Below are 17,469 nucleotides of genomic sequence, written 5' to 3' on the forward strand. Positions count from 1 at the left end.
GCTAGACGTGTCCCATCGCGTTCCGGCCGGCGTTGCGGATGTAGCAGGTCCAGCAGACCGCCAGCATGAGGACGTAGGCGCCGACGAATCCGTAGAAGGCCGGGGTGTAGGAGCCGCTGGCGGTGCTGGAGGCGTTCAGCACCTGGGGGATCACGAAGCCGCCGTAGGCGCCGATCGCGGAGATCAGGCCGAGGGCCGAGGACGCGAGCCGCTGGGTGGCCACCGGGTTTGCACCGTTGCGGGCAGCCCGGCTGGAGGTGGCGAAGATGACCGGAATCATCCGGTAGGTGGCACCGTTGCCGAAGCCGCTGGCGGTGAACAGCATCAGGAAGAGGACCAGGAAGAGCAGGAAGTTCTTCAGCGGCAGCGTCCAGATCATAGTCAGCGTGATCACGGCCATCGCGGCGAAGGCAGACACGGTCATCCGGGCCCCGCCCATGCGGTCCGCCATGCGGCCGCCGTAGGGACGGGCCAGCGAACCCACCAGGGGGCCGAGGAAGGCCAGGGACAAGGCCACGCTTCCCACTCCGATGGAGGAGAACGCGGGGAAGTAGTCCTTGATCAGCTTGGGAAACACGCCGGCGAAGCCGATGAACGAGCCGAAGGTGCCGATGTAGAGCAGGGCCATGATCCACAGGTGCGGTTCCTTGAGTGCAGCGACCGAGCCGGCCACGTCACCCTTGGCGCTGGTGAGGTTGTTCATGTACTTGAAGGCTCCGAAAGCGGCCAGCAGGATGAGGGGGACCCACATCCAGCCCGCCAGGGGGAGGTTGACGGTGCCGGCGGCCAGGAGCGTGATGACGATCGGCACGGCCAACTGCGCGACGGCGGCGCCCAGGTTTCCGCCGGCGGCGTTCAGGCCCAGCGCCCAGCCCTTTTCCCGGGCCGGGTAGAAGAACGTGATGTTGGCCATCGAGCTGGCGAAGTTGCCGCCGCCGAAGCCGGCCAGGGCAGCCACCAGGAGCATGACTCCGAACGGCGTGCCCGGGTTCGAGACGCAGAGGGCCAGCCCGGTGGAGGGGATCAGGAGCAGCAGGGCGGACACGATGGTCCAGTTGCGGCCGCCGAATCGGGGCACCATGAAGGTGTAGGGGATGCGGAGGGTGGCACCCACCAGGCTTGGCATGGAGATGAGCCAGAAGATTTCCGAGGTGGAGAAGGTAAAGCCGGCGGCGGGAAGCTGGACCACCACGATGGACCACAGCTGCCAGACGACGAAGCCGAGGAATTCGGCGAAGATGGACCAGTTCAGGTTGCGGCGGGCGATGGCGCGGCCGGCGGTTTCCCACTGATCCTTGTTCTCGGCATCCCAGTTGGCGATCCAGCGGCCGGGGCGGAATTCAAGGGCGGGGGCGTCAGTGGTGCGGGTAGGACCGGGCTGTGCGCTGGCGGATACGGCATCAACGGTGCGGTCAACAGTCACGGGTTACCTCCTTCGGGGGATGTTGTTCCTCCAAGGTAGGGACGGCTCGTTTCGCGGACGGTCGAGGTTTGTTAACGCGCTGTGACTTTTGCCTATCCGGGGCCGCCGGGCGGCGTGAGGTGGTCCCGGGGGTCCGGGATATGAGACGCACAACACAGGTCCGCATTGTGGACGTTTCGTCCATTGACTGGACGTTGGGAAGTAAGATCAAACTCTAACTATTCGAGCCGGGAGGTACTACCGCCTGCACCCGGCCGGTCACACGAAAGCGTTTACCCATGTCATCCACCGATACCACCAAGGTGCCTGGTTCGCACCAGCCGGTGAACTCCCGCGGCCGCGTCATCGTGGCAAGCCTGATCGGCACCACCGTGGAGTTCTACGACTTCTACGTCTATGCCACGGCAGCCGTGCTTGTGTTCCCGAAGCTCTTCTTCCCCAACGCGAACGAAACCACGCAGCTGCTGAGCTCCTTTGCCGTCTTCGGCGTGGCCTTCATTGCCCGCCCCCTCGGCTCGATCATCTTCGGGCACTTCGGCGACAAGTTCGGCCGCAAGGGCACGCTGGTGGCTTCGCTGCTGACCATGGGTATTGCCACCTTCCTCATTGGCTGCCTCCCCACCGCACTGGTTCCGGGCTGGGAGTTCCTCGCTCCCGCCCTGCTGGTGGTCATGCGCTTTGCACAGGGCCTGGCCCTCGGCGGCGAATGGAGCGGGGCTGCACTGCTGGCCACGGAAAACGCACCGGCCAACAAGCGCGCCATCTACGGCACCTTCCCGCAGCTCGGTGCCCCCATCGGCTTCATCATCGCCAACGTCATCTTCCTGGTGGCGAGCTACACGCTGACGCCGGAGGCCTTCGCGGCCTGGGGCTGGCGCGTGCCGTTCCTGCTTAGCGCCGTGATGGTGATCCTGGGCCTCTATGTCCGGCTCAAGCTGATCGAAACCCCTGCGTTCACCAAGGTGGTGGAATCCAACGAGGTGGCCAAGCTGCCGCTGGGCCGCGTCTTCAAGTCCAGCTGGCGCCAGTTGATCCTGGGCACCTTCATCATGCTGGCCACGTATGTGCTGTTCTACCTGATGACCACGTTCACGCTGACCTATGGCACCAAGCCCACCCTGGCCGGCGCGCAGGCCGCCGCAGAAAAGGCCGGTAAGCCCATGTCCGAGGCCGCTGCCGCCGCGTTCGTTCCCGGCCTGGGCTACTCCCGCAACGATTTCCTCTGGATGCTGATTGCCGGCGTCGTGTTCTTCGGTATTTTCACCCTGGTCTCCGGGCCGCTGGCCGAGAAGTTCGGCCGCCGCAAGATGCTGATGGCGGTCACCGCGGGCATCTTCGTTTTCGGCCTGCTGTTCGTCCCGCTGTTCAGCGGCGGCTTCGTGGGCACCATGGGCCTGCTGATCCTCGGGTTCTCGCTCATGGGCCTGACCTTCGGCCCCATGGGTGCGCTGCTGCCGGAACTGTTCCCCACGAACGTCCGCTACACCGGCTCGGCCATCAGCTACAACTTCTCCAGCATCCTGGGCGCAGCGGTGGCCCCGTTCATCGCCGTCGCCCTGTGGGAAGCCGCCAAGGGCAGCCCGGTGCTGGTGGGCGTCTACCTGACAGCCATGGCGGTGCTGACCCTGATTGCGCTGTTCCTGACCCGTGAAACCCGCGACCTGGACTACGAGAACAACGTGGCCTGACGGCAAGTGTGCATTCCAGCCCGGTTAGTGGCTGGGCTGCCCGGCGCGTTACCTGCAATGGCAGGGAACGCGCCGGGCATTTTGCATTCTGCGCCAGGTAACTGGGCGGGAACGCACGACGGCGGGCTGCCGGGGTTTCACCGCGCGTAGCGGGCAACGAAGTTCTTCAGCACCGCCATGGGCTCGGTGACCGTGAATTGCCGTGCCGCCGCCATGAGCTCCTCCGCGGATTCCGGTGGAAAGTACCCGGCGTCCCGGTAGATATCGATCCGCGTCACCAGCCCGTCGGCGTCCAGTTCGGGGTGGAACTGGGTGGCGTACAGGTTGGTCCTGATACGGAACATGTGGACCGGGCAGGTGGCGGCCCGTGCCAGCAGGACGGCGTGCGGGGGCAGCGAGCGGACAGCTTCCTTGTGCCCGGTCAATGCCGTGAAGGTTCGGGGCATGCCCTGCAGGAGGGGGTCCTGGAGGCCCGCATCGGTCAGTTCCACCTCCACCGCGCCGAGGGGCTCGCCGTAGGTCCGGTCGATCACGGCACCCTGGTGGCTTCCCAGGGTGCCCACTCCGTAGCAGGCACCAAGGAACGGGAAGTCGCGGGCCACCAGCTGGTCCAGGAGGGCCGCCAGCTCGTGCTCCACCCGGTGCTGCACGGGGCTTTTGTGCCCGGGCGGGTCACTGGAGGTGAACGGACTGCCGCCCACGATGACGCCGGAGTACCTGGAGAGGTCCAGTGGAGGCAGGGGAGCTGCTTCCAGCCGGACCCGGTGCAGTTCCCGCTCCTCCAGGCCGCCGTACCTCAGGTAGGCGGCATACTCGTCCTCGGCCGCGGCGTCTTCCGCGCGGGAGGCCAGGAGCAGGAAAGGCAGCATGTGCTAAGTCTGCATCCTGGCGGCGCCCCCTGCCAGCATTCCCGCCGCGGGCACCGTTCCGGCAGCTGGCCCCGCCAGGCACCCGCAGGAGCCGGCTGGGCAGCTGGCTCAGGCCGGGGGCTGCGCCAGCGACCGGCGGGACTGGGACCGCGCTGCCGGGTCGGCGTGGCGGTGCACCAGCTTCCAGTAGCCTTCCTCGCGGCGGAAGATGCTGGTCACGCGCAGCGCGAACTCCTCCGTGGCGGCAGCGCCGTCCAGGCGTGCCCGGAAGTGCTCGGTCTCCACCAGGAAGGCGGTGTCGCGGGCCGTGTATGAGGTGATGGTATCGAAGCCCAGCATCTCGCCGTCGCGGAACTGCCGCGCCGCCTGGTCCAGGCGGGCCTCCACCTGGGCCCAGCCGCGGGCTATCCCACCGAACGGGTTGGCCAGGGTGACGTCGTCCAGCCGGGAGTACAGTTCCTTGATCGGGGCGGTGTTGCCCCGGGTGATTTCGGGAACCGCCTGGTGGTAGCGGGCCACTTCTTCCTGGAAACTTGGTGCCAGCATTCGGCTTCCTAGTCTTCGATGGTGGCGATGATGGCGCCCGCGGACACCGTTTCGCCGGCCGTCGCCGTCAGGCCCGTAATGGTGCCGGACCGGTGGGCGGTGAGGGGCTGTTCCATCTTCATGGCCTCCAGGACCACCACCAGGTCGCCTTCGGACACAACGTCCCCGTGCGCCACGGCCACCTTGACGATGGTGCCCTGCATGGGGGAGGTCAGGGCATTGCCGGTGGCGGCGGTGGGGCCCGCGGAACGCGACCGCTTCTTGGACTTGCCGGGCTTGCCGGCGGCGGAGGATCCCGTCCCAAGGGTTCCAAGGGATGCGGGAAGCACTACCTCGAGGCGCTTGCCGCCCACTTCCACCACCACGCGCTGGCGGTCCTCGGCCGAGCCGTCGGCGTCGGCAGCCGCGTCCGGGGTCCACGCCGGCAGGTTGTTGCTGAACTCGGTTTCGATCCAGCGGGTGTGGACCTTGAACGGGCCTTCGGCGGGAGCGAACGCGGGGTCGGTCACCACGGCGAGGTCGAACGGGATGACGGTGGGGATGCCCTCCACCACCATTTCCTCCAGGGCGCGGCGGGCGCGCTGCAGCGCCTGCGGGCGACTGGCGCCGGTGATGATGAGCTTGGACAGCATGGAGTCGAAGTTCCCGCTGATCACGTCGCCCTGTTCCACGCCGGAGTCCACGCGGACGCCGGGACCGGAGGGGTTCTTCAGGACGCGGAGCGTGCCCGGGGCGGGCAGGAAGTTGCGGCCCGGGTCCTCGCCGGTGATCCGGAATTCGATGGAGTGGCCGCGCACCTCGGGATCGCCGTAGCCCAGTTCCTCGCCGCGGGCCAGCCGGAACTGTTCGCGGACCAGGTCGATCCCGGTGACTTCCTCGGAGACGCAGTGCTCCACCTGCAGGCGGGTGTTGACCTCCAGGAAGGAAATGGTCCCGTCCTGGCCCACCAGGAACTCGCACGTCCCGGCGCCCAGGTAGCCTGCTTCCTTCAGGATGGCCTTGGAGGATTCGTAGAGGCGGCGGTTCTGGTCCTCGGTGAGGAACGGTGCCGGGGCTTCTTCCACGAGTTTCTGGTTGCGGCGCTGGAGCGAGCAGTCGCGGGTGGACACCACCACCACGTTGCCGTGGGCGTCGGCCAGGCATTGGGTTTCCACGTGCCGGGGGGCGTCCAGGAAGCGCTCGATGAAGCATTCGCCGCGGCCGAAGGCAGCCGTGGCTTCGCGGACGGCGGATTCGTAGAGTTCGGGGATTTCCTCGCGGGTGCGGGCCACCTTGATGCCGCGGCCGCCGCCGCCGAAGGCCGCCTTGATGGCTACGGGCAGGCCGTGCCGGTCCACGAAGTCCAGGACTTCGTCGGCTGATTCGACGGGGTCGGCGGTGCCGGGGACCAGCGGTGCACCGACTTTTTCGGCGATGTGCCGGGCCTGGACCTTGTCGCCCAGGGCGGAGATGGCGTCCGGGGAGGGGCCGATCCACGTGATGCCTGCGGCAATGACCTTGGCGGCGAACTCGGCGTTCTCGGCCAGGAAGCCGTAGCCCGGGTGGATGGCGTCGGCTCCGGACTGGCGCGCGGCGTCGATGATCTTGTCCATCACCAGGTAGGACTCGGCAGCGGTGGCACCGCCCAGGGCGTAGGCCTCGTCAGCGAGCCGGACATGCAGTGCGTCGCGGTCCGGGTCAGCGTAGACGGCAACGGAGGCGATGCCTTCGTCCCGGGCCGCCCGGATGATCCGCACGGCGATTTCGCCGCGGTTGGCGATCAGCACCTTTGTGAGGCTCGGCTGCGTGGTTCCTGCGGACTGCTCCAAATTTGCTGACAAGGCGTCTCCTTCTTTCCTTCAGGGAGCCTAGCGCGGTTTTGGAGGTTCCGCCGATATTACTTGCGGAATCCGCGTGTAAAGCGGTCTTCCTTTGTAGGTAAGCTACAAGCGGCGCGGAAAACGGACGACTTTACCGCGGCGGCCAGAGATCCGTGATGCGCACATTGGCGGCGGCGAGCAGGCCCCGCAGGGTCGAGACGGAAAGGCCGACGACGGCGTGCGGGTCGCCGTCGACCTTGCGGATGAAGGCCCCGCCCAGGCCGTCGATGGTGAAGGAACCCGCGCAGTGCAGCGGTTCACCGGTGGCGATGTAGGCGTCAATCTCTTCCGGGGCCATGTCCAGGAACGAAACCTCGGCGGAGGCGACCGCCCCGAGCGTGGCGCCCGAGCCGCGGCCGCCGCTGCCGTCGTCGTCCTTGTCCCGGCAGTCCACCAGCCAGTGCCCCGTGTGCAGCACCCCCGCACTGCCGCTCATCCGGAGCATCCGCTCGCGCGCAACGTCGGCCGTGTAGGGCTTGCCGTGCGCCTCGCCGTCGAACTCGAACACGGAATCGCAGCCCAGCACCAGCGCACCCTCCGCCTCCGGAAGGGACGCGACGGCCTCAGCCTTGGCCCGGGCCAGCAGCAGGGCGGTGTCATGCGGGTCGGTGACGCCGTACCGTTCTTGGACGGCCGCCTCGTCGACGTCGGACACCAGCACAGTGTGCCGGATGCCGGCCTCGGCCAGGAGCTTGGTGCGGGCGGGGGACTGGGAGGCGAGGATCAGATGGAGCACGGTTTCAGCCTAGTGGACCAGCTCGCCCGGAGCCGGTGCGGCCTGGCCGCGGTTGAGCTTGGCGCCCTCCACGTCCACGTCCGGCAGGATCCGGTCCAGCCAGCGCGGCAGCCACCAGGACCTGGCGCCCAGCAGGTACATCACGGCCGGGACGATGGTCATGCGGACCACGAACGCGTCGAACAGGACGCCGAAGGCCATCGCGAAGCCCAGCGGCCGGACCATGGTGAGGTGGCTGAAGATGAAGCCGGAGAACACGCTGACCATGATAATCGCGGCGGCAGTGACCACGGCGGCCGCGTGCCGGAAGCCCACCCTGACAGCTTCCTTGGCGGACGACCCGTGCATGTAGGCCTCGCGCATGCCGGAGGCGATGAACACCTGGTAGTCCATGGCCAGGCCGAACAGCACGCCGATCAGGATGATGGGCAGGAAGCTCAGCACGGCGCCCGGGTTGGCCACATCGAAGACGTTCCCCAGCCAGCCCCACTGGTAGACAGCCACGACGGCGCCGAAGGCGGCCGACAGGGACAGCAGGAACCCGCCCGTGGCCAGCAGCGGCACCACGATGGAACGGAACACCAGCAGCAGGAGGACCAGCGAAAGCCCGACGACGATCGCCAGGTAGGGCGGCAGTGCGTCGCCGAGCTTGGTGGAGACATCCACGTTGCCGGCAGTCTGGCCGGTCAGGCCCATGGCGACGTCGTAGTCGGCCTTGATTTCGCCGTTCAGCCCGCGGAGTTCTGCGACCACCTTGACCGTGCTGGCGCTGGCGGGGCCTTCCTTGGGGATGACCTGGAAGACGGCGGTGCGGCGGTCTTCGCTGAGGGCCACCGGCACGGCGGCCACCACGTTGTCCACGGCGCGGAGCTTGTCCGCGATGTCGAACTGCAGCTTCTGTGCCTGGGCCGCATCCAGGTTCGCGGGGAACTCGCCCACGGCCACGATGGGGCCGGTGACGCCCTCGCCGAAGCTGCGTGCCGTCAGGTCGTAGGCCTGGTAGGCCTCTGACTCCACGGGCTCGGAGCCGCCGTCCGGCAGTGCCAGCTGGAGCTGGGTGGCGGGCAGGGCCAGGGTGCCCAGCAGGAGGATGCCGGCGATGAGCGCAATCCAGGGGTGCTGGGTGACCAGGCCGCCCCACCCGTGGGTGCTTCGTTCGCGGTCGACGGCGATATCTGCGGCTTCGTGGCCGGGCTCGGCGTTGTGCGCCTCCGACTTGGCCCAGGCCCGCTTGGAGATGATGCGGCGGCCGATCAGGGACAGCATGGCGGGGGTCAGGGTGATGGCGACCAGTACCGCCACTGCCACGGTTCCCGCAGCGGCGAGGCCCATGACGGTGAGGAACGGCAGCCCGGGGACCACCAAGGCAGCCAGGGCGATGATCACGGTGAGGCCCGCGAAGACCACTGCGTTTCCGGAGGTTCCGTTGGCCCGGGCCACGGATTCTTCCGGGTCCATGCCGGCGAGGAGCTGGGTCCGGTGCCGGTTGACGATGAAGAGTGAGTAGTCGATGCCGACGGCCAGGCCCAGCATGAGGGCCAGCATGGGGGAGATGGAGCTCATGTCGAACAGGCCGGAGAGCGCAAACGTGATGCCTACGCCTACACCGACGCCGATGATGGCCATCAGCAGCGGCAGTCCGGCCGCGATCAGCGTACCCAGCATGAGGATCAGGACCAGGGCAGCGACGGCGATGCCGACGATTTCTGCCGTCCCGAACAGGGCCGAGATGTCCTCGGTGATTTCCTTGCTGGCAAATGCCTTGACGCCAGCGGAGGACGTCTCGTGGGCAATCTCCTGCACCTGCTTGCGGACGGCCGGGGCCAGGCCGTTGATGGAGGTGTTGAACTGAACCTGGGCCACCGCGGCCTTGTTGTCGGCTGAGACGAAGCGGATGGCCGAGGCCGCCTGGGCCTGGCGCTTGCCAAGTTCCAGCTTGGCCTTGTTGGCCTCCAGTTCCTGTGTACCGGCGTCGAGCTTGGCCTGGCCGGCAGCCAGCGCTGCTTTCTGCTGGCCCAGCTGGGCCTCGACCACTGCTGCGGGCGCGCCGGCGGCGGTGAGCTGCTGCTCAGCCGCGGCAAGCTGTGCCTTTCCCGCCTCCAGCTGGGCTCGGGAGGCGTCCAGCTGCGCCTGGCCGGCGGCCAGTTGCTGTTCGCCGTCGGTGATGGCCTTGCCGGCCTGGTCCACCTGGGCCTGGGTGGCGAACGGATCTACCGTGCCGCGGACCTCGGGCAGGTCTTGCAGCTTCTTGAGCGCGTCGGTGACGGCCGCGCGGCTCCCGTCCGTGAAGCCGCCGTCGGGCGCTTCGAAGACGATCGTGGCGCTTCCGCCGGAGGCCGCAGGCAAATCCTGCTTGAGCTTGTCCGCGATCCGCTGCGTCTCGGTGCCCGGGATCTGGAAGTTGTTGGACAGCGTGCCGTGGAAGGCCGCGGCGGAACCGCCGACGGCCACCAGGACGGCAAGCCAGAGGGAGATGACAAGCCAGCGCCGGCGGTAGGAGAACTTGCCGAGGCGGTAGAGGAGGAGTGCCATGCGGGAGGACCGATCTGATCAGGAGGAAGGGGTGGCGGAGGGGAAAGCAGTGGTGGTGAAGCCGGCGCCCAGCAGGGCCATGGCGTCGATGAGCAGTTGGCGGAGTTCAGCCAGGGAGGCGGGTGTGAGGTCCGGGCCGCGCCGGCTGAACCAGACCTCCATGGCGGCCTTTCCGCAGGAGATGATGGAGCCGGCCAGGGCGTGGACGTACAGTTCGTCACGCTCCCCGGGGGTACCGGCAAGGCGTTCGCGGGCGACGGTGAAGACCTGGGCCCGGCAGTGGTCCCAGGCCTCAAGTTCCGTGTGGGACATCAGCGGACTCTGCTGGGTCAGCGTGAACAGTTCAGCGAGCGGCTCGATGGCCTTGGGATCGGCCAGGGCAACCAGGGCGGCCTGGGCCGACTCCAGCATGGGTTCGTCCGCCGGGCGGAGGCGCAGCTGCTGGATGGCGTTGTCCAGGAAGCCGTGGACGATGGAGGCCAGGGCGGCGTCGGTGCTGCCGAAGTAGTTGAAAAAGGTGCGGCGGGAGATTCCCGCGGCGTCGGCAATGTCCTCCACCGTGAAGTTTCCGGGGCCCTTGGAACGCAGGAGGCCCAGGGCGGCGTCGGTAATCGCCTGGCGGGTGGCGGCCTTGTTAAGCTCGCGGCGGGAGGGTGCGGCGGCCCCGGAATCCTGCGGGATTTCCGGGGCGGACAATGGATCAGGCACGCACTTACACTACGTGCAACTTTGCACTGAATGCAACTTATCTTCGTGGCCGGGGGGAAGGTTGGATTCACAGGAGAACGAAAGGTTCCCGACAGCCTTTCCTGAACCTGGTGGCCGATGCTGGAAATGTCCCGCCGCGAGGCGTATCACCAGCAGCCGTCAGCCGACGGCGAACGAGGAGACAAAGAAATGACCCGCACGAAGAAGATGACCCTGGGCCTGTCAGCCGCGGCGCTGGCGCTCGGTGCAGGAATCGGCGTGGCCGGCATGGCCTCGGCCACCACCACCGCCCCCACCCCCACGCCGAGCGCGAGTTCCAGTGCCTCCGCTGACGACGGCACCAGCACCGGCCATGGCGGCATGGGCAGGCACGGCGGCAAGGGCATGGAGCAGGCGTCAGCCCTGGCGGCGAAACTCGGCGTGGACGAAGCCAAGGTGACCGACGCCTTGAAGGCGTTCCGCGAAGCCAACAAGCCCACCACGCCGCCGGCCGACGGCCAAAAGCCCGACCCCGCCGCCCGTGAGGCCGCCCTTGCCAAATCGCTGGCTGCCTCGCTGGGCATCGACGAGGCCAAGGTGACGGCAGCCCTCCAGGAGATCCGCAGTGAGGAGCAATCCGAACACGCTGCCGAACTCAAGACCCGCCTGGACAAGGCAGTGACGGACGGCAAGCTGACGCAGGCCGAGGCCGACGCCGTGACCAAGGCCGTCCAGAACGGTGTGATTGGCGGCGGCGGACGCTGACCGCAGCCGGCCGGCTATTGGCCGGAGGCGCAGCCCCATAAACAAGAGGGACGTCCCCGGGAGTTTCCCGGGGACGTCCCTCTTTGGTGGCGCGTGTTACGACTTTGCATCCTGCAGTTCGCGGGGCGCGGTGTCGGCGATGGTGCCGTCCGTAGCGTCAGTCACGGCGTCGCTGTCATCCACGAACGGGGTGCCGTTGCGGGGTGCGTTGTACAGCGTTTCGTCCAGGATGCCCTGGCGCTTGGCCACGATGGTGGGGACCAGTGCCTGGCCTGCCACGTTCACTGCCGTGCGGCCCATGTCCAGGATGGGGTCGATGGCGAGCAGGAGTCCGACGCCGGCCAGCGGCAGTCCCAGCGTGGAGAGCGTCAGGGTGAGCATCACCACGGCGCCCGTGGTGCCGGCGGTGGCGGCCGACCCGAGGACGGAGACCAGGGCGATCAGCAGGTACTGGCTGAAGTCCAGGTGGATGCCGAAGAACTGGGCGACGAAGATCGCGGACACTGCGGGGTAGATCGCTGCGCAGCCGTCCATCTTGGTGGTGGCGCCCAGCGGCACGGCGAAGGAGGCGTAGGCGCGGGGCACGCCCAGGCTGCGCTCCGTGACGCGCTGGGTCAGCGGCAGGGTTCCCACCGAGGAGCGGGAGACGAAGGCCAGTTGGACAGCCGGCCACACACCGGAGAAGTACTGCTTGATGGACAGGCCGTGGCTGCGGACCAGGATGGGGTAGACCACGAACAGCACCAGGACCAGGCCGGCGTAGATGGCCACGGTGAACTTGCCCAGCGAGCCGATGGTGTCCCAGCCGTAGACGGCCACGGCATTGCCGATGAGGCCGATGGTGCCCAGCGGTGCAATGCGGATGATCCACCACAGCACCTTCTGGATCACGGCGAGGGCTGACGCGTTGAGGTTCAGGAAAGGCTCTGCGGCCTTGCCCACCTTGAGGGCTGCAACGCCCACCGCGATGGCGATGACCAGGATCTGCAGGACGTTGAAGCTGACGGACGTGGTGACGGCGCCGGAATCGCCGACAGTGGAGCTGGCACCCAGGCCGAGGAAGTTCTTGGGGAAGAGGCCCACCAGGAAGGCCCACCAGTCACCGGACTTGCCGGTGTACTTGGCATCGCCGGTGATGCCGGTGTTGGCGCCCGGCTGCAGCAGCACGCCAAGGCCCATGCCGATCAGCACGGCGATCAGGGACGTGATGGCGAACCACAGGAGCGTGTTCCACGCCAGCCGCGCGGCATTGGACACCTGGCGGAGGTTGGAGATGGAACTGACCACTGCGGTGAAGATCAGGGGAACGACGGCGGTCTGCAGCAGCGACACGTAGCTTGAACCGATGGTCTGCAGCGTCGCGCCGAGCGCGTTGGGGTTGGTCTTGGTGCTGCCTGTGTACTTGGCCAGCAGGCCGAGGCCGAGGCCCACAATGAGGGCGGCAATGATCTGGAAGCCGAACGAGCCCGCCCACTTGGGGAGCTGGAATCCGGTCTTCCCTGCGGGGGATGGGGTGCTTGTCTGAGTGCTCACCAGAACAAGCTAGTCCTCCGCTCATACCACGTCGAAAGAACATTGAGAAATATTACGCGCGAGCAAGTGGGCTTAGCGACCAAAAAACCAGCAATGACAAGGCATCCAGCGGCAATTGTTAAGTTATTCCCGGCGAGGGTGTGCTTAACATCTCGCGGTTAGGGTCAAGACAAGAGCGCCCGGCGGAGGGTGTCAAGTCCCACGGAGCCGATGTTGAGGGCCCTGGTGTGGAATTCCTTGAGGTCGAATCCCGGCCGTCCTTCGAGCTCGGCGCGGATCTGTTCCCAAAGACGCTGTCCCACCTTGTAGGAGGGGGCCTGTCCGGGCCACCCGAGGTATCGGGCGAACTCAAAGTTGAGCTGGCCTTCGCTGATGGGGAGGTTTTCCTTCAGGAATGCGTAGCCCTTGTCGGCAGTCCAGGTGCCGGTTCCCCAGCGTCCGGGCATCTCGAGTTCCAGGTGCACGCCGATATCGAAGACCACGCGCGCTGCCCGCATGCGCTGCATGTCCAGCATGCCCATGTGGTCGCCCGGATCGTTCAGGTAGCCCAGTTCCTGCATGAGTTTCTCGGCGTACAGGGCCCACCCTTCGCCGTGGCCGGAGGTCCAGCAGACGTTCCGGCGCCACTTGTTGAGCAGCTCCCGCCGGTAGGTGGCAGTGGCTACCTGGAGGTGGTGGCCGGGGACGCCCTCGTGGTACACGGTGGTGGTTTCGGCCCAGGTGGTGAAGGTGTCCTCCCCGGCGGGGACTGACCACCACATGCGGCCGGGACGGCTGAAGTCGTCGGAAGGACCGGTGTAGTAGATGCCGCCCTCGTCGGTGGGGGCGATCCTGCACTCAAGTTTCTTCATGACGTCGGGGATGTCGAAGTGTACGCCGGCGAGGTCGGCCACGGCCCTGTCCGAGACATCCTGCATCCACTGCTGGAGCGCCTCCGTGCCCTTCAGCTGCCTTGCCGGGTCGTTGTTGAGGATGTCCTTGGCTTCGGCAATGGAAGCCCCCGGCTTGATGGCGTTGGCCACCTCTTCCTGTTCGGCGATGAGGCGGTCCAGTTCCTGGACGCCCCACGCGTAGGTTTCCTCCAGGTCCACCTCCGCACCGAGGAAAGACCGGGAAGCGAGGGCGTAGCGGGCCCTGCCCACGGCATCCTTTTCCGGCGCGGCGGGCAGCAACTCGGTGCGCAGGAATTCAGCCAGCCCGCTGTAGGCACCGCGGGCGGCGGCGGCACCGGCGTCGAGCTTTTCCTGCAGGGCCGCCGGCAGCGGGCCGCTGGAGGTAGCGGCACCGGCCGCGAGCTTGGCGAAGAAGCCGTCCCCGGCGGCGTACTTGGCCACCTGGTCGATGACGATCCGCACCTGGCGCGCAGCGGCCACCTTCCCGGCGTCCCTTGCCAGGCGCAGGGACTCGGTGTAGCCGCCGATGGCTGCCGGCACGTTGTGCGCGCGCCCGGCGATGTGCTCCCAGTCTTGCTCGGTTTCGGTGGGCATGAGGTCGAAGATGGAGCGGATGTCCTGGGCCGGTGAGGCGATGTTGTTCAGGTCCGCATATTCCCAGCCGGAAGCGTGGATCAGCAGCTGCAGGCCCAACCGCTCCCGCATGGCGTCCAGGGTAACGGCGTCCACGTCGTCTTCCGGCTCCAGGCCCTCCAAGGCCACCAGGGCAGCCCGTGCCGCCTCCGCGAATCCTGCGATGCCGGCAGGGGAGAAGTCCTGGTACTCCGTCTCATATCCCGGCAGGCCAAGGGTAGTGGCAAAGGTCGGGTTGAGCCTGATCAGGGTGTCCGTGTACGTGTCCGCGACGGCGTCGATCCGGGTGTGCGGGCGCGCGGCGGAAGAGGTGTCTGTAGTCACACCCCGAGCCTACCGGGCGCGTGGACGGGAAGTTGAAGCCGTCAGCCCCGGCTGCGTTTCCAGGCGCCCGGGCCCGGCGTGGGCGCAAGCCGCAGTTGGTGCCGCCGGACCCAGTGCCGCACGCTGGGTGCTGTGGCAGGAACGGGATTTTCCCCGGCGCCCAGGGAAAGCACGACGGCGGTCAGCGCCGCCAGTTCCTCGGCGTTCGGCTGCCCTTTGACAACAGAGAGCAGGGGAGCGGCAGGCAGGTTCTCTTCAGCAGGGCCGGGGATCACAGCGGGATGTTCCCATGCTTCTTGGCGGGAAGGCTGGCGCGTTTGTCACGCAGGGCGCGCAGTCCCTTGATGATCTGGATGCGGGTGTCCGAAGGGGCGATGACCGCGTCCACATAGCCAAGTTCGGCTGCCTGGTAGGGGTTGAGGAGTTCTTCCTCGTACTGCTGGATGACCTGGGCGCGCCGGGCCTCCACGTCGCCGCCGTTCTCCGCGACCGCGGCGAGGTCGCGGCGGTACAGGATGTTCACGGCACCCTGGGCTCCCATGACGCCGATCTGCGCCGTGGGCCAGGCAAGGTTCAGGTCGGCGCCCAGCTTCTTGGAACCCATGACGATGTAGGCGCCGCCGTAGGCCTTGCGGGTGATGACGGTGAGCTTGGGAACGGTGGCCTCGGCGTAGGCGTACAGGAGCTTGGCGCCACGGCGGATGATGCCCTGGAACTCCTGGTCCTTGCCCGGAAGGAACCCGGGGACGTCCACCAGGGTGATGATGGGGATGTTGAAGGCGTCGCAGTGGCGGACAAAGCGAGCGGCTTTTTCGGAGGCGGCAATGTCCAGGGTGCCGGCGAACTGCAGCGGCTGGTTGGCCACGATGCCCACCGTGTGGCCCTCCACCCGGCCGTAGCCGATCATCACGTTGGGCGCGTAGAGCGCCTGCATTTCCAGGAAGTGCCCGTCGTCCACGATCTGCTCCACCACGGCGCGCATGTCGTAGGGCTGGTTGGCGGAATCCGGGACCAGCGTGTCCAGGGCGAGGTCGTCGTCGTCGATCTCCAGCTCCTGCTGGTGCCCCAGGACGGGCGCCTCGGACAGGTTGTTGGACGGGAGGAAGTCAAGCAGTTCGCGCACGAACTCGATGGCGTCGGTTTCATCGGAGGCCAGGTAGGTGGACGTGCCGGTGGTGGCGTTGTGCTGCCGCGCACCGCCCAGGGTTTCCATGTCCACGTCCTCGCCGGTGACGGTTTTGATGACGTCCGGGCCCGTAATGAACATGTGCGACGTCTTGTCCACCATCACCACATAGTCGGTGAGCGCCGGCGAGTAGGCCGCGCCGCCTGCTGAGGGGCCCATGATGAGCGAAACCTGCGGCACCACGCCGGATGCGTGGACGTTGTTGCGGAAGATGTCCGCGAACATGGCCAGCGAGGCGACGCCTTCCTGGATGCGGGCGCCCCCGCCGTCCAGGATGCCGACGACGGGGCAGCCGTTGCGGAGCGCGAACTCCTGGACCTTGACGATCTTTTCGCCGTTGACCTGGCTCAGGGATCCGCCGTAGACGGTGAAGTCCTGGCTGTAGACCGCCACCAGCCGGCCGTCGACGGTGCCGTAGCCGGAGACCAGGCCGTCACCCAGGGGCTTCTTCTTTTCCATGCCGAAGGCGGTGGAGCGGTGCACCGCCAGGGCGTCGAACTCAACGAAGGAATCCTCGTCCAGCAGCAGGGCGATGCGCTCGCGGGCGGTGTTCTTGCCGCGGGCGTGCTGTTTCTCGATGGCCTCGGCGCCGGAAGGCTGTTCGGCACGCGCCTGGCGGTCGCGGAAATCGGCAATCTTTCCCGCTGTCGTTGTCAGATCGTGGCTCATCAAGTGTCTCCGGCTCTGTAGCAGGTTAATTCTGTCGGCTGGCGGGTCTGGCTTCGCGGAGCGTTTAAGTAGCATCCACACAAAAGACGAACCCTGCTGGCAAGTCTAGTGACGCTTTGGGCGCCAGCGGCTGTAGGGAACCTACAATTTTCCGCCGTTCCAACAACCCCTGCACTATGTTACTCATCAGTAACTTAGTTGGGTTACAGTGTTCCCATGACTTCAAGCGACGATGCTTTGCATGCCTCCGAGAGCCCGTACCGGGCCGCAGGTTCCCTGGCGGGCCGGACCATCCTGCTGTCCGGCGGCAGCCGCGGGATTGGCCTGGCCATCGCCCTGCGGGCGGCCCGTGATGGCGCCAACATTGTGCTCCTTGCCAAGACGGGGGAGCCGCACCCCAAGCTGGCGGGCACGGTGTACACAGCCGCCGAGGAACTGGTGGCTGCCGGAGGCCAGGCATTGCCCCTGGTGGGCGACGTGCGCCGGGACGAAGACGTGGCCGGCGCCGTGGACGCCGCCGTGGACCGGTTCGGCGGCATCGACATCGTCATCAACAACGCCTCCGCCATCGATCTGTCCACCACTGACAAGGTGGAGATGAAGAGGTACGACCTCATGCAGGACATCAACGTCCGCGGCACCTTCCTGCTGTCCAAGCTGGCGCTCCCAGCCCTGCGTGACTCGGACCAGGGGCAGATCCTGACGCTCTCGCCGCCGTTGAACCTCGATCCCACCTGGGCTGGAAAGCACCTTGCCTACACCATGGCCAAATACGGCATGAGCCTGACCACCCTGGGCCTGGCCGAGGAACTGAAGGCTGACGGGATCAGGGTCAACTCCCTGTGGCCCTGCACCCTGATCGACACGGCAGCCATCCGCAACATGCCCCACGGCGACACCATGGTGCTCGCCGCGCGCGGCCCGCAGATCATGGCCGACGCCGCCCATGCCCTCCTCGCCGGCAGCAATCTCGGTGCCGGCGCGCCGCCGTCGGGCAACTTCTACACGGATGAGCAGGTCCTGGCCGCCGCGGGCGTGACCGATTTCCGCCCCTACAGCCTGGGAGCACCGGAAGACCGGCTGGTCCCCGACATCTTCCTTTAGGGCGGCCTTCCTGCAGTCCCAG

General features: G+C 67.1%; 14 protein-coding genes. 3 read left to right on the plus strand and 11 right to left on the minus strand.

Features of this window, described 5'->3' with window-relative positions:
* Position 1: 1 nt before the first annotated feature.
* The gene (locus ACFVTD_RS06750; RefSeq protein WP_387559952.1) at positions 2-1,423 is read right to left on the minus strand and encodes an MFS transporter; all 1,422 of its coding nucleotides are present in this window, start codon (positions 1,421-1,423) and stop codon (positions 2-4) included.
* A gap of 278 nt (positions 1,424-1,701) precedes the next feature.
* Here ACFVTD_RS06750 and ACFVTD_RS06755 point away from each other — a divergent pair, with 278 nt between their 5' ends.
* Positions 1,702-3,111, plus strand: coding sequence for an MFS transporter (locus ACFVTD_RS06755; RefSeq protein WP_387559955.1), 1,410 nt, complete (start codon positions 1,702-1,704; stop codon positions 3,109-3,111).
* 137 nt (positions 3,112-3,248) lie between these two features.
* Here ACFVTD_RS06755 and ACFVTD_RS06760 read toward each other — a convergent pair whose 3' ends face one another.
* The 6 genes from ACFVTD_RS06760 to ACFVTD_RS06785 all read right to left on the minus strand — a co-directional run bounded on the left by ACFVTD_RS06760 (position 3,249) and on the right by ACFVTD_RS06785 (position 10,361).
* A complete protein-coding gene (locus ACFVTD_RS06760; protein ID WP_387559958.1) occupies positions 3,249-3,980 on the minus strand; it encodes a glutamine amidotransferase in 732 nt (243 codons plus the stop codon).
* Between the two features lie 108 nt (positions 3,981-4,088).
* Positions 4,089-4,526, minus strand: coding sequence for a YybH family protein (locus ACFVTD_RS06765; protein ID WP_387559961.1), 438 nt, complete (start codon positions 4,524-4,526; stop codon positions 4,089-4,091).
* Between the two features lie 8 nt (positions 4,527-4,534).
* Positions 4,535-6,346: an acetyl/propionyl/methylcrotonyl-CoA carboxylase subunit alpha gene (locus ACFVTD_RS06770; RefSeq protein WP_387559964.1), complete on the minus strand. Its 1,812-nt coding sequence runs from the start codon at positions 6,344-6,346 to the stop codon at positions 4,535-4,537.
* A gap of 130 nt (positions 6,347-6,476) precedes the next feature.
* Positions 6,477-7,121: a Maf family protein gene (locus tag ACFVTD_RS06775; RefSeq protein WP_387559967.1), complete on the minus strand. Its 645-nt coding sequence runs from the start codon at positions 7,119-7,121 to the stop codon at positions 6,477-6,479.
* Positions 7,122-7,130: 9 nt separating this feature from the next.
* Complete coding sequence (locus ACFVTD_RS06780; RefSeq protein WP_387559970.1) at positions 7,131-9,653, minus strand: MMPL family transporter; 2,523 nt, start codon at positions 9,651-9,653, stop codon at positions 7,131-7,133.
* A gap of 18 nt (positions 9,654-9,671) precedes the next feature.
* Complete coding sequence (locus ACFVTD_RS06785; protein ID WP_387559973.1) at positions 9,672-10,361, minus strand: TetR/AcrR family transcriptional regulator; 690 nt, start codon at positions 10,359-10,361, stop codon at positions 9,672-9,674.
* A gap of 189 nt (positions 10,362-10,550) precedes the next feature.
* Here ACFVTD_RS06785 and ACFVTD_RS06790 point away from each other — a divergent pair, with 189 nt between their 5' ends.
* Complete coding sequence (locus ACFVTD_RS06790; RefSeq protein ID WP_387559976.1) at positions 10,551-11,105, plus strand: hypothetical protein; 555 nt, start codon at positions 10,551-10,553, stop codon at positions 11,103-11,105.
* A 96-nt stretch (positions 11,106-11,201) separates the two neighbouring features.
* Here the strand turns inward: ACFVTD_RS06790 and ACFVTD_RS06795 are convergent, their stop codons facing one another.
* The 4 genes from ACFVTD_RS06795 to ACFVTD_RS06810 all read right to left on the minus strand — a co-directional run bounded on the left by ACFVTD_RS06795 (position 11,202) and on the right by ACFVTD_RS06810 (position 16,343).
* Positions 11,202-12,638 carry a dicarboxylate/amino acid:cation symporter gene (locus ACFVTD_RS06795; RefSeq protein ID WP_387559979.1) on the minus strand — a complete coding sequence of 479 codons (1,437 nt, stop codon included), beginning with the start codon at positions 12,636-12,638 and terminating at the stop codon, positions 11,202-11,204.
* A 164-nt stretch (positions 12,639-12,802) separates the two neighbouring features.
* The gene (locus tag ACFVTD_RS06800) at positions 12,803-14,488 is read right to left on the minus strand and encodes a DUF885 domain-containing protein (RefSeq protein ID WP_387559982.1); all 1,686 of its coding nucleotides are present in this window, start codon (positions 14,486-14,488) and stop codon (positions 12,803-12,805) included.
* A gap of 41 nt (positions 14,489-14,529) precedes the next feature.
* Entirely contained in the window at positions 14,530-14,763 is a 234-nt protein-coding gene (locus ACFVTD_RS06805) for an acyl-CoA carboxylase subunit epsilon (RefSeq protein ID WP_387559985.1), read from the minus strand.
* Positions 14,760-16,343: an acyl-CoA carboxylase subunit beta gene (locus tag ACFVTD_RS06810; RefSeq protein ID WP_387559988.1), complete on the minus strand. Its 1,584-nt coding sequence runs from the start codon at positions 16,341-16,343 to the stop codon at positions 14,760-14,762. The genes ACFVTD_RS06805 and ACFVTD_RS06810 overlap by 4 nt, the downstream gene beginning before the upstream one ends.
* Before the next feature lie 216 nt (positions 16,344-16,559).
* Between ACFVTD_RS06810 and ACFVTD_RS06815 the strand changes: the two genes are divergently transcribed.
* Positions 16,560-17,447, plus strand: a complete 888-nt coding sequence (locus tag ACFVTD_RS06815; RefSeq protein WP_387559991.1) for an SDR family oxidoreductase — start codon at positions 16,560-16,562, stop codon at positions 17,445-17,447.
* The last annotated feature ends 22 nt before the right edge of the window (positions 17,448-17,469 follow it).

It is taken from the genome of Pseudarthrobacter sp. NPDC058119 (assembly GCF_042884655.1).
Classification (GTDB): domain Bacteria; phylum Actinomycetota; class Actinomycetes; order Actinomycetales; family Micrococcaceae; genus Arthrobacter.

Coding starts and splice junctions, on each gene's coding strand:
- ACFVTD_RS06790 (WP_387559976.1), top strand. CDS start 10,551: ATGACCCGCACGAAGAAGATGACCCTGGGCCTGTCAGCCGCGGCGCTG.
- ACFVTD_RS06780 (WP_387559970.1), bottom strand. CDS start 9,653: ATGGCACTCCTCCTCTACCGCCTCGGCAAGTTCTCCTACCGCCGGCGC.
- ACFVTD_RS06755 (WP_387559955.1), top strand. CDS start 1,702: ATGTCATCCACCGATACCACCAAGGTGCCTGGTTCGCACCAGCCGGTG.
- ACFVTD_RS06765 (WP_387559961.1), bottom strand. CDS start 4,526: ATGCTGGCACCAAGTTTCCAGGAAGAAGTGGCCCGCTACCACCAGGCG.
- ACFVTD_RS06760 (WP_387559958.1), bottom strand. CDS start 3,980: ATGCTGCCTTTCCTGCTCCTGGCCTCCCGCGCGGAAGACGCCGCGGCC.
- ACFVTD_RS06810 (WP_387559988.1), bottom strand. CDS start 16,343: ATGAGCCACGATCTGACAACGACAGCGGGAAAGATTGCCGATTTCCGC.
- ACFVTD_RS06815 (WP_387559991.1), top strand. CDS start 16,560: ATGACTTCAAGCGACGATGCTTTGCATGCCTCCGAGAGCCCGTACCGG.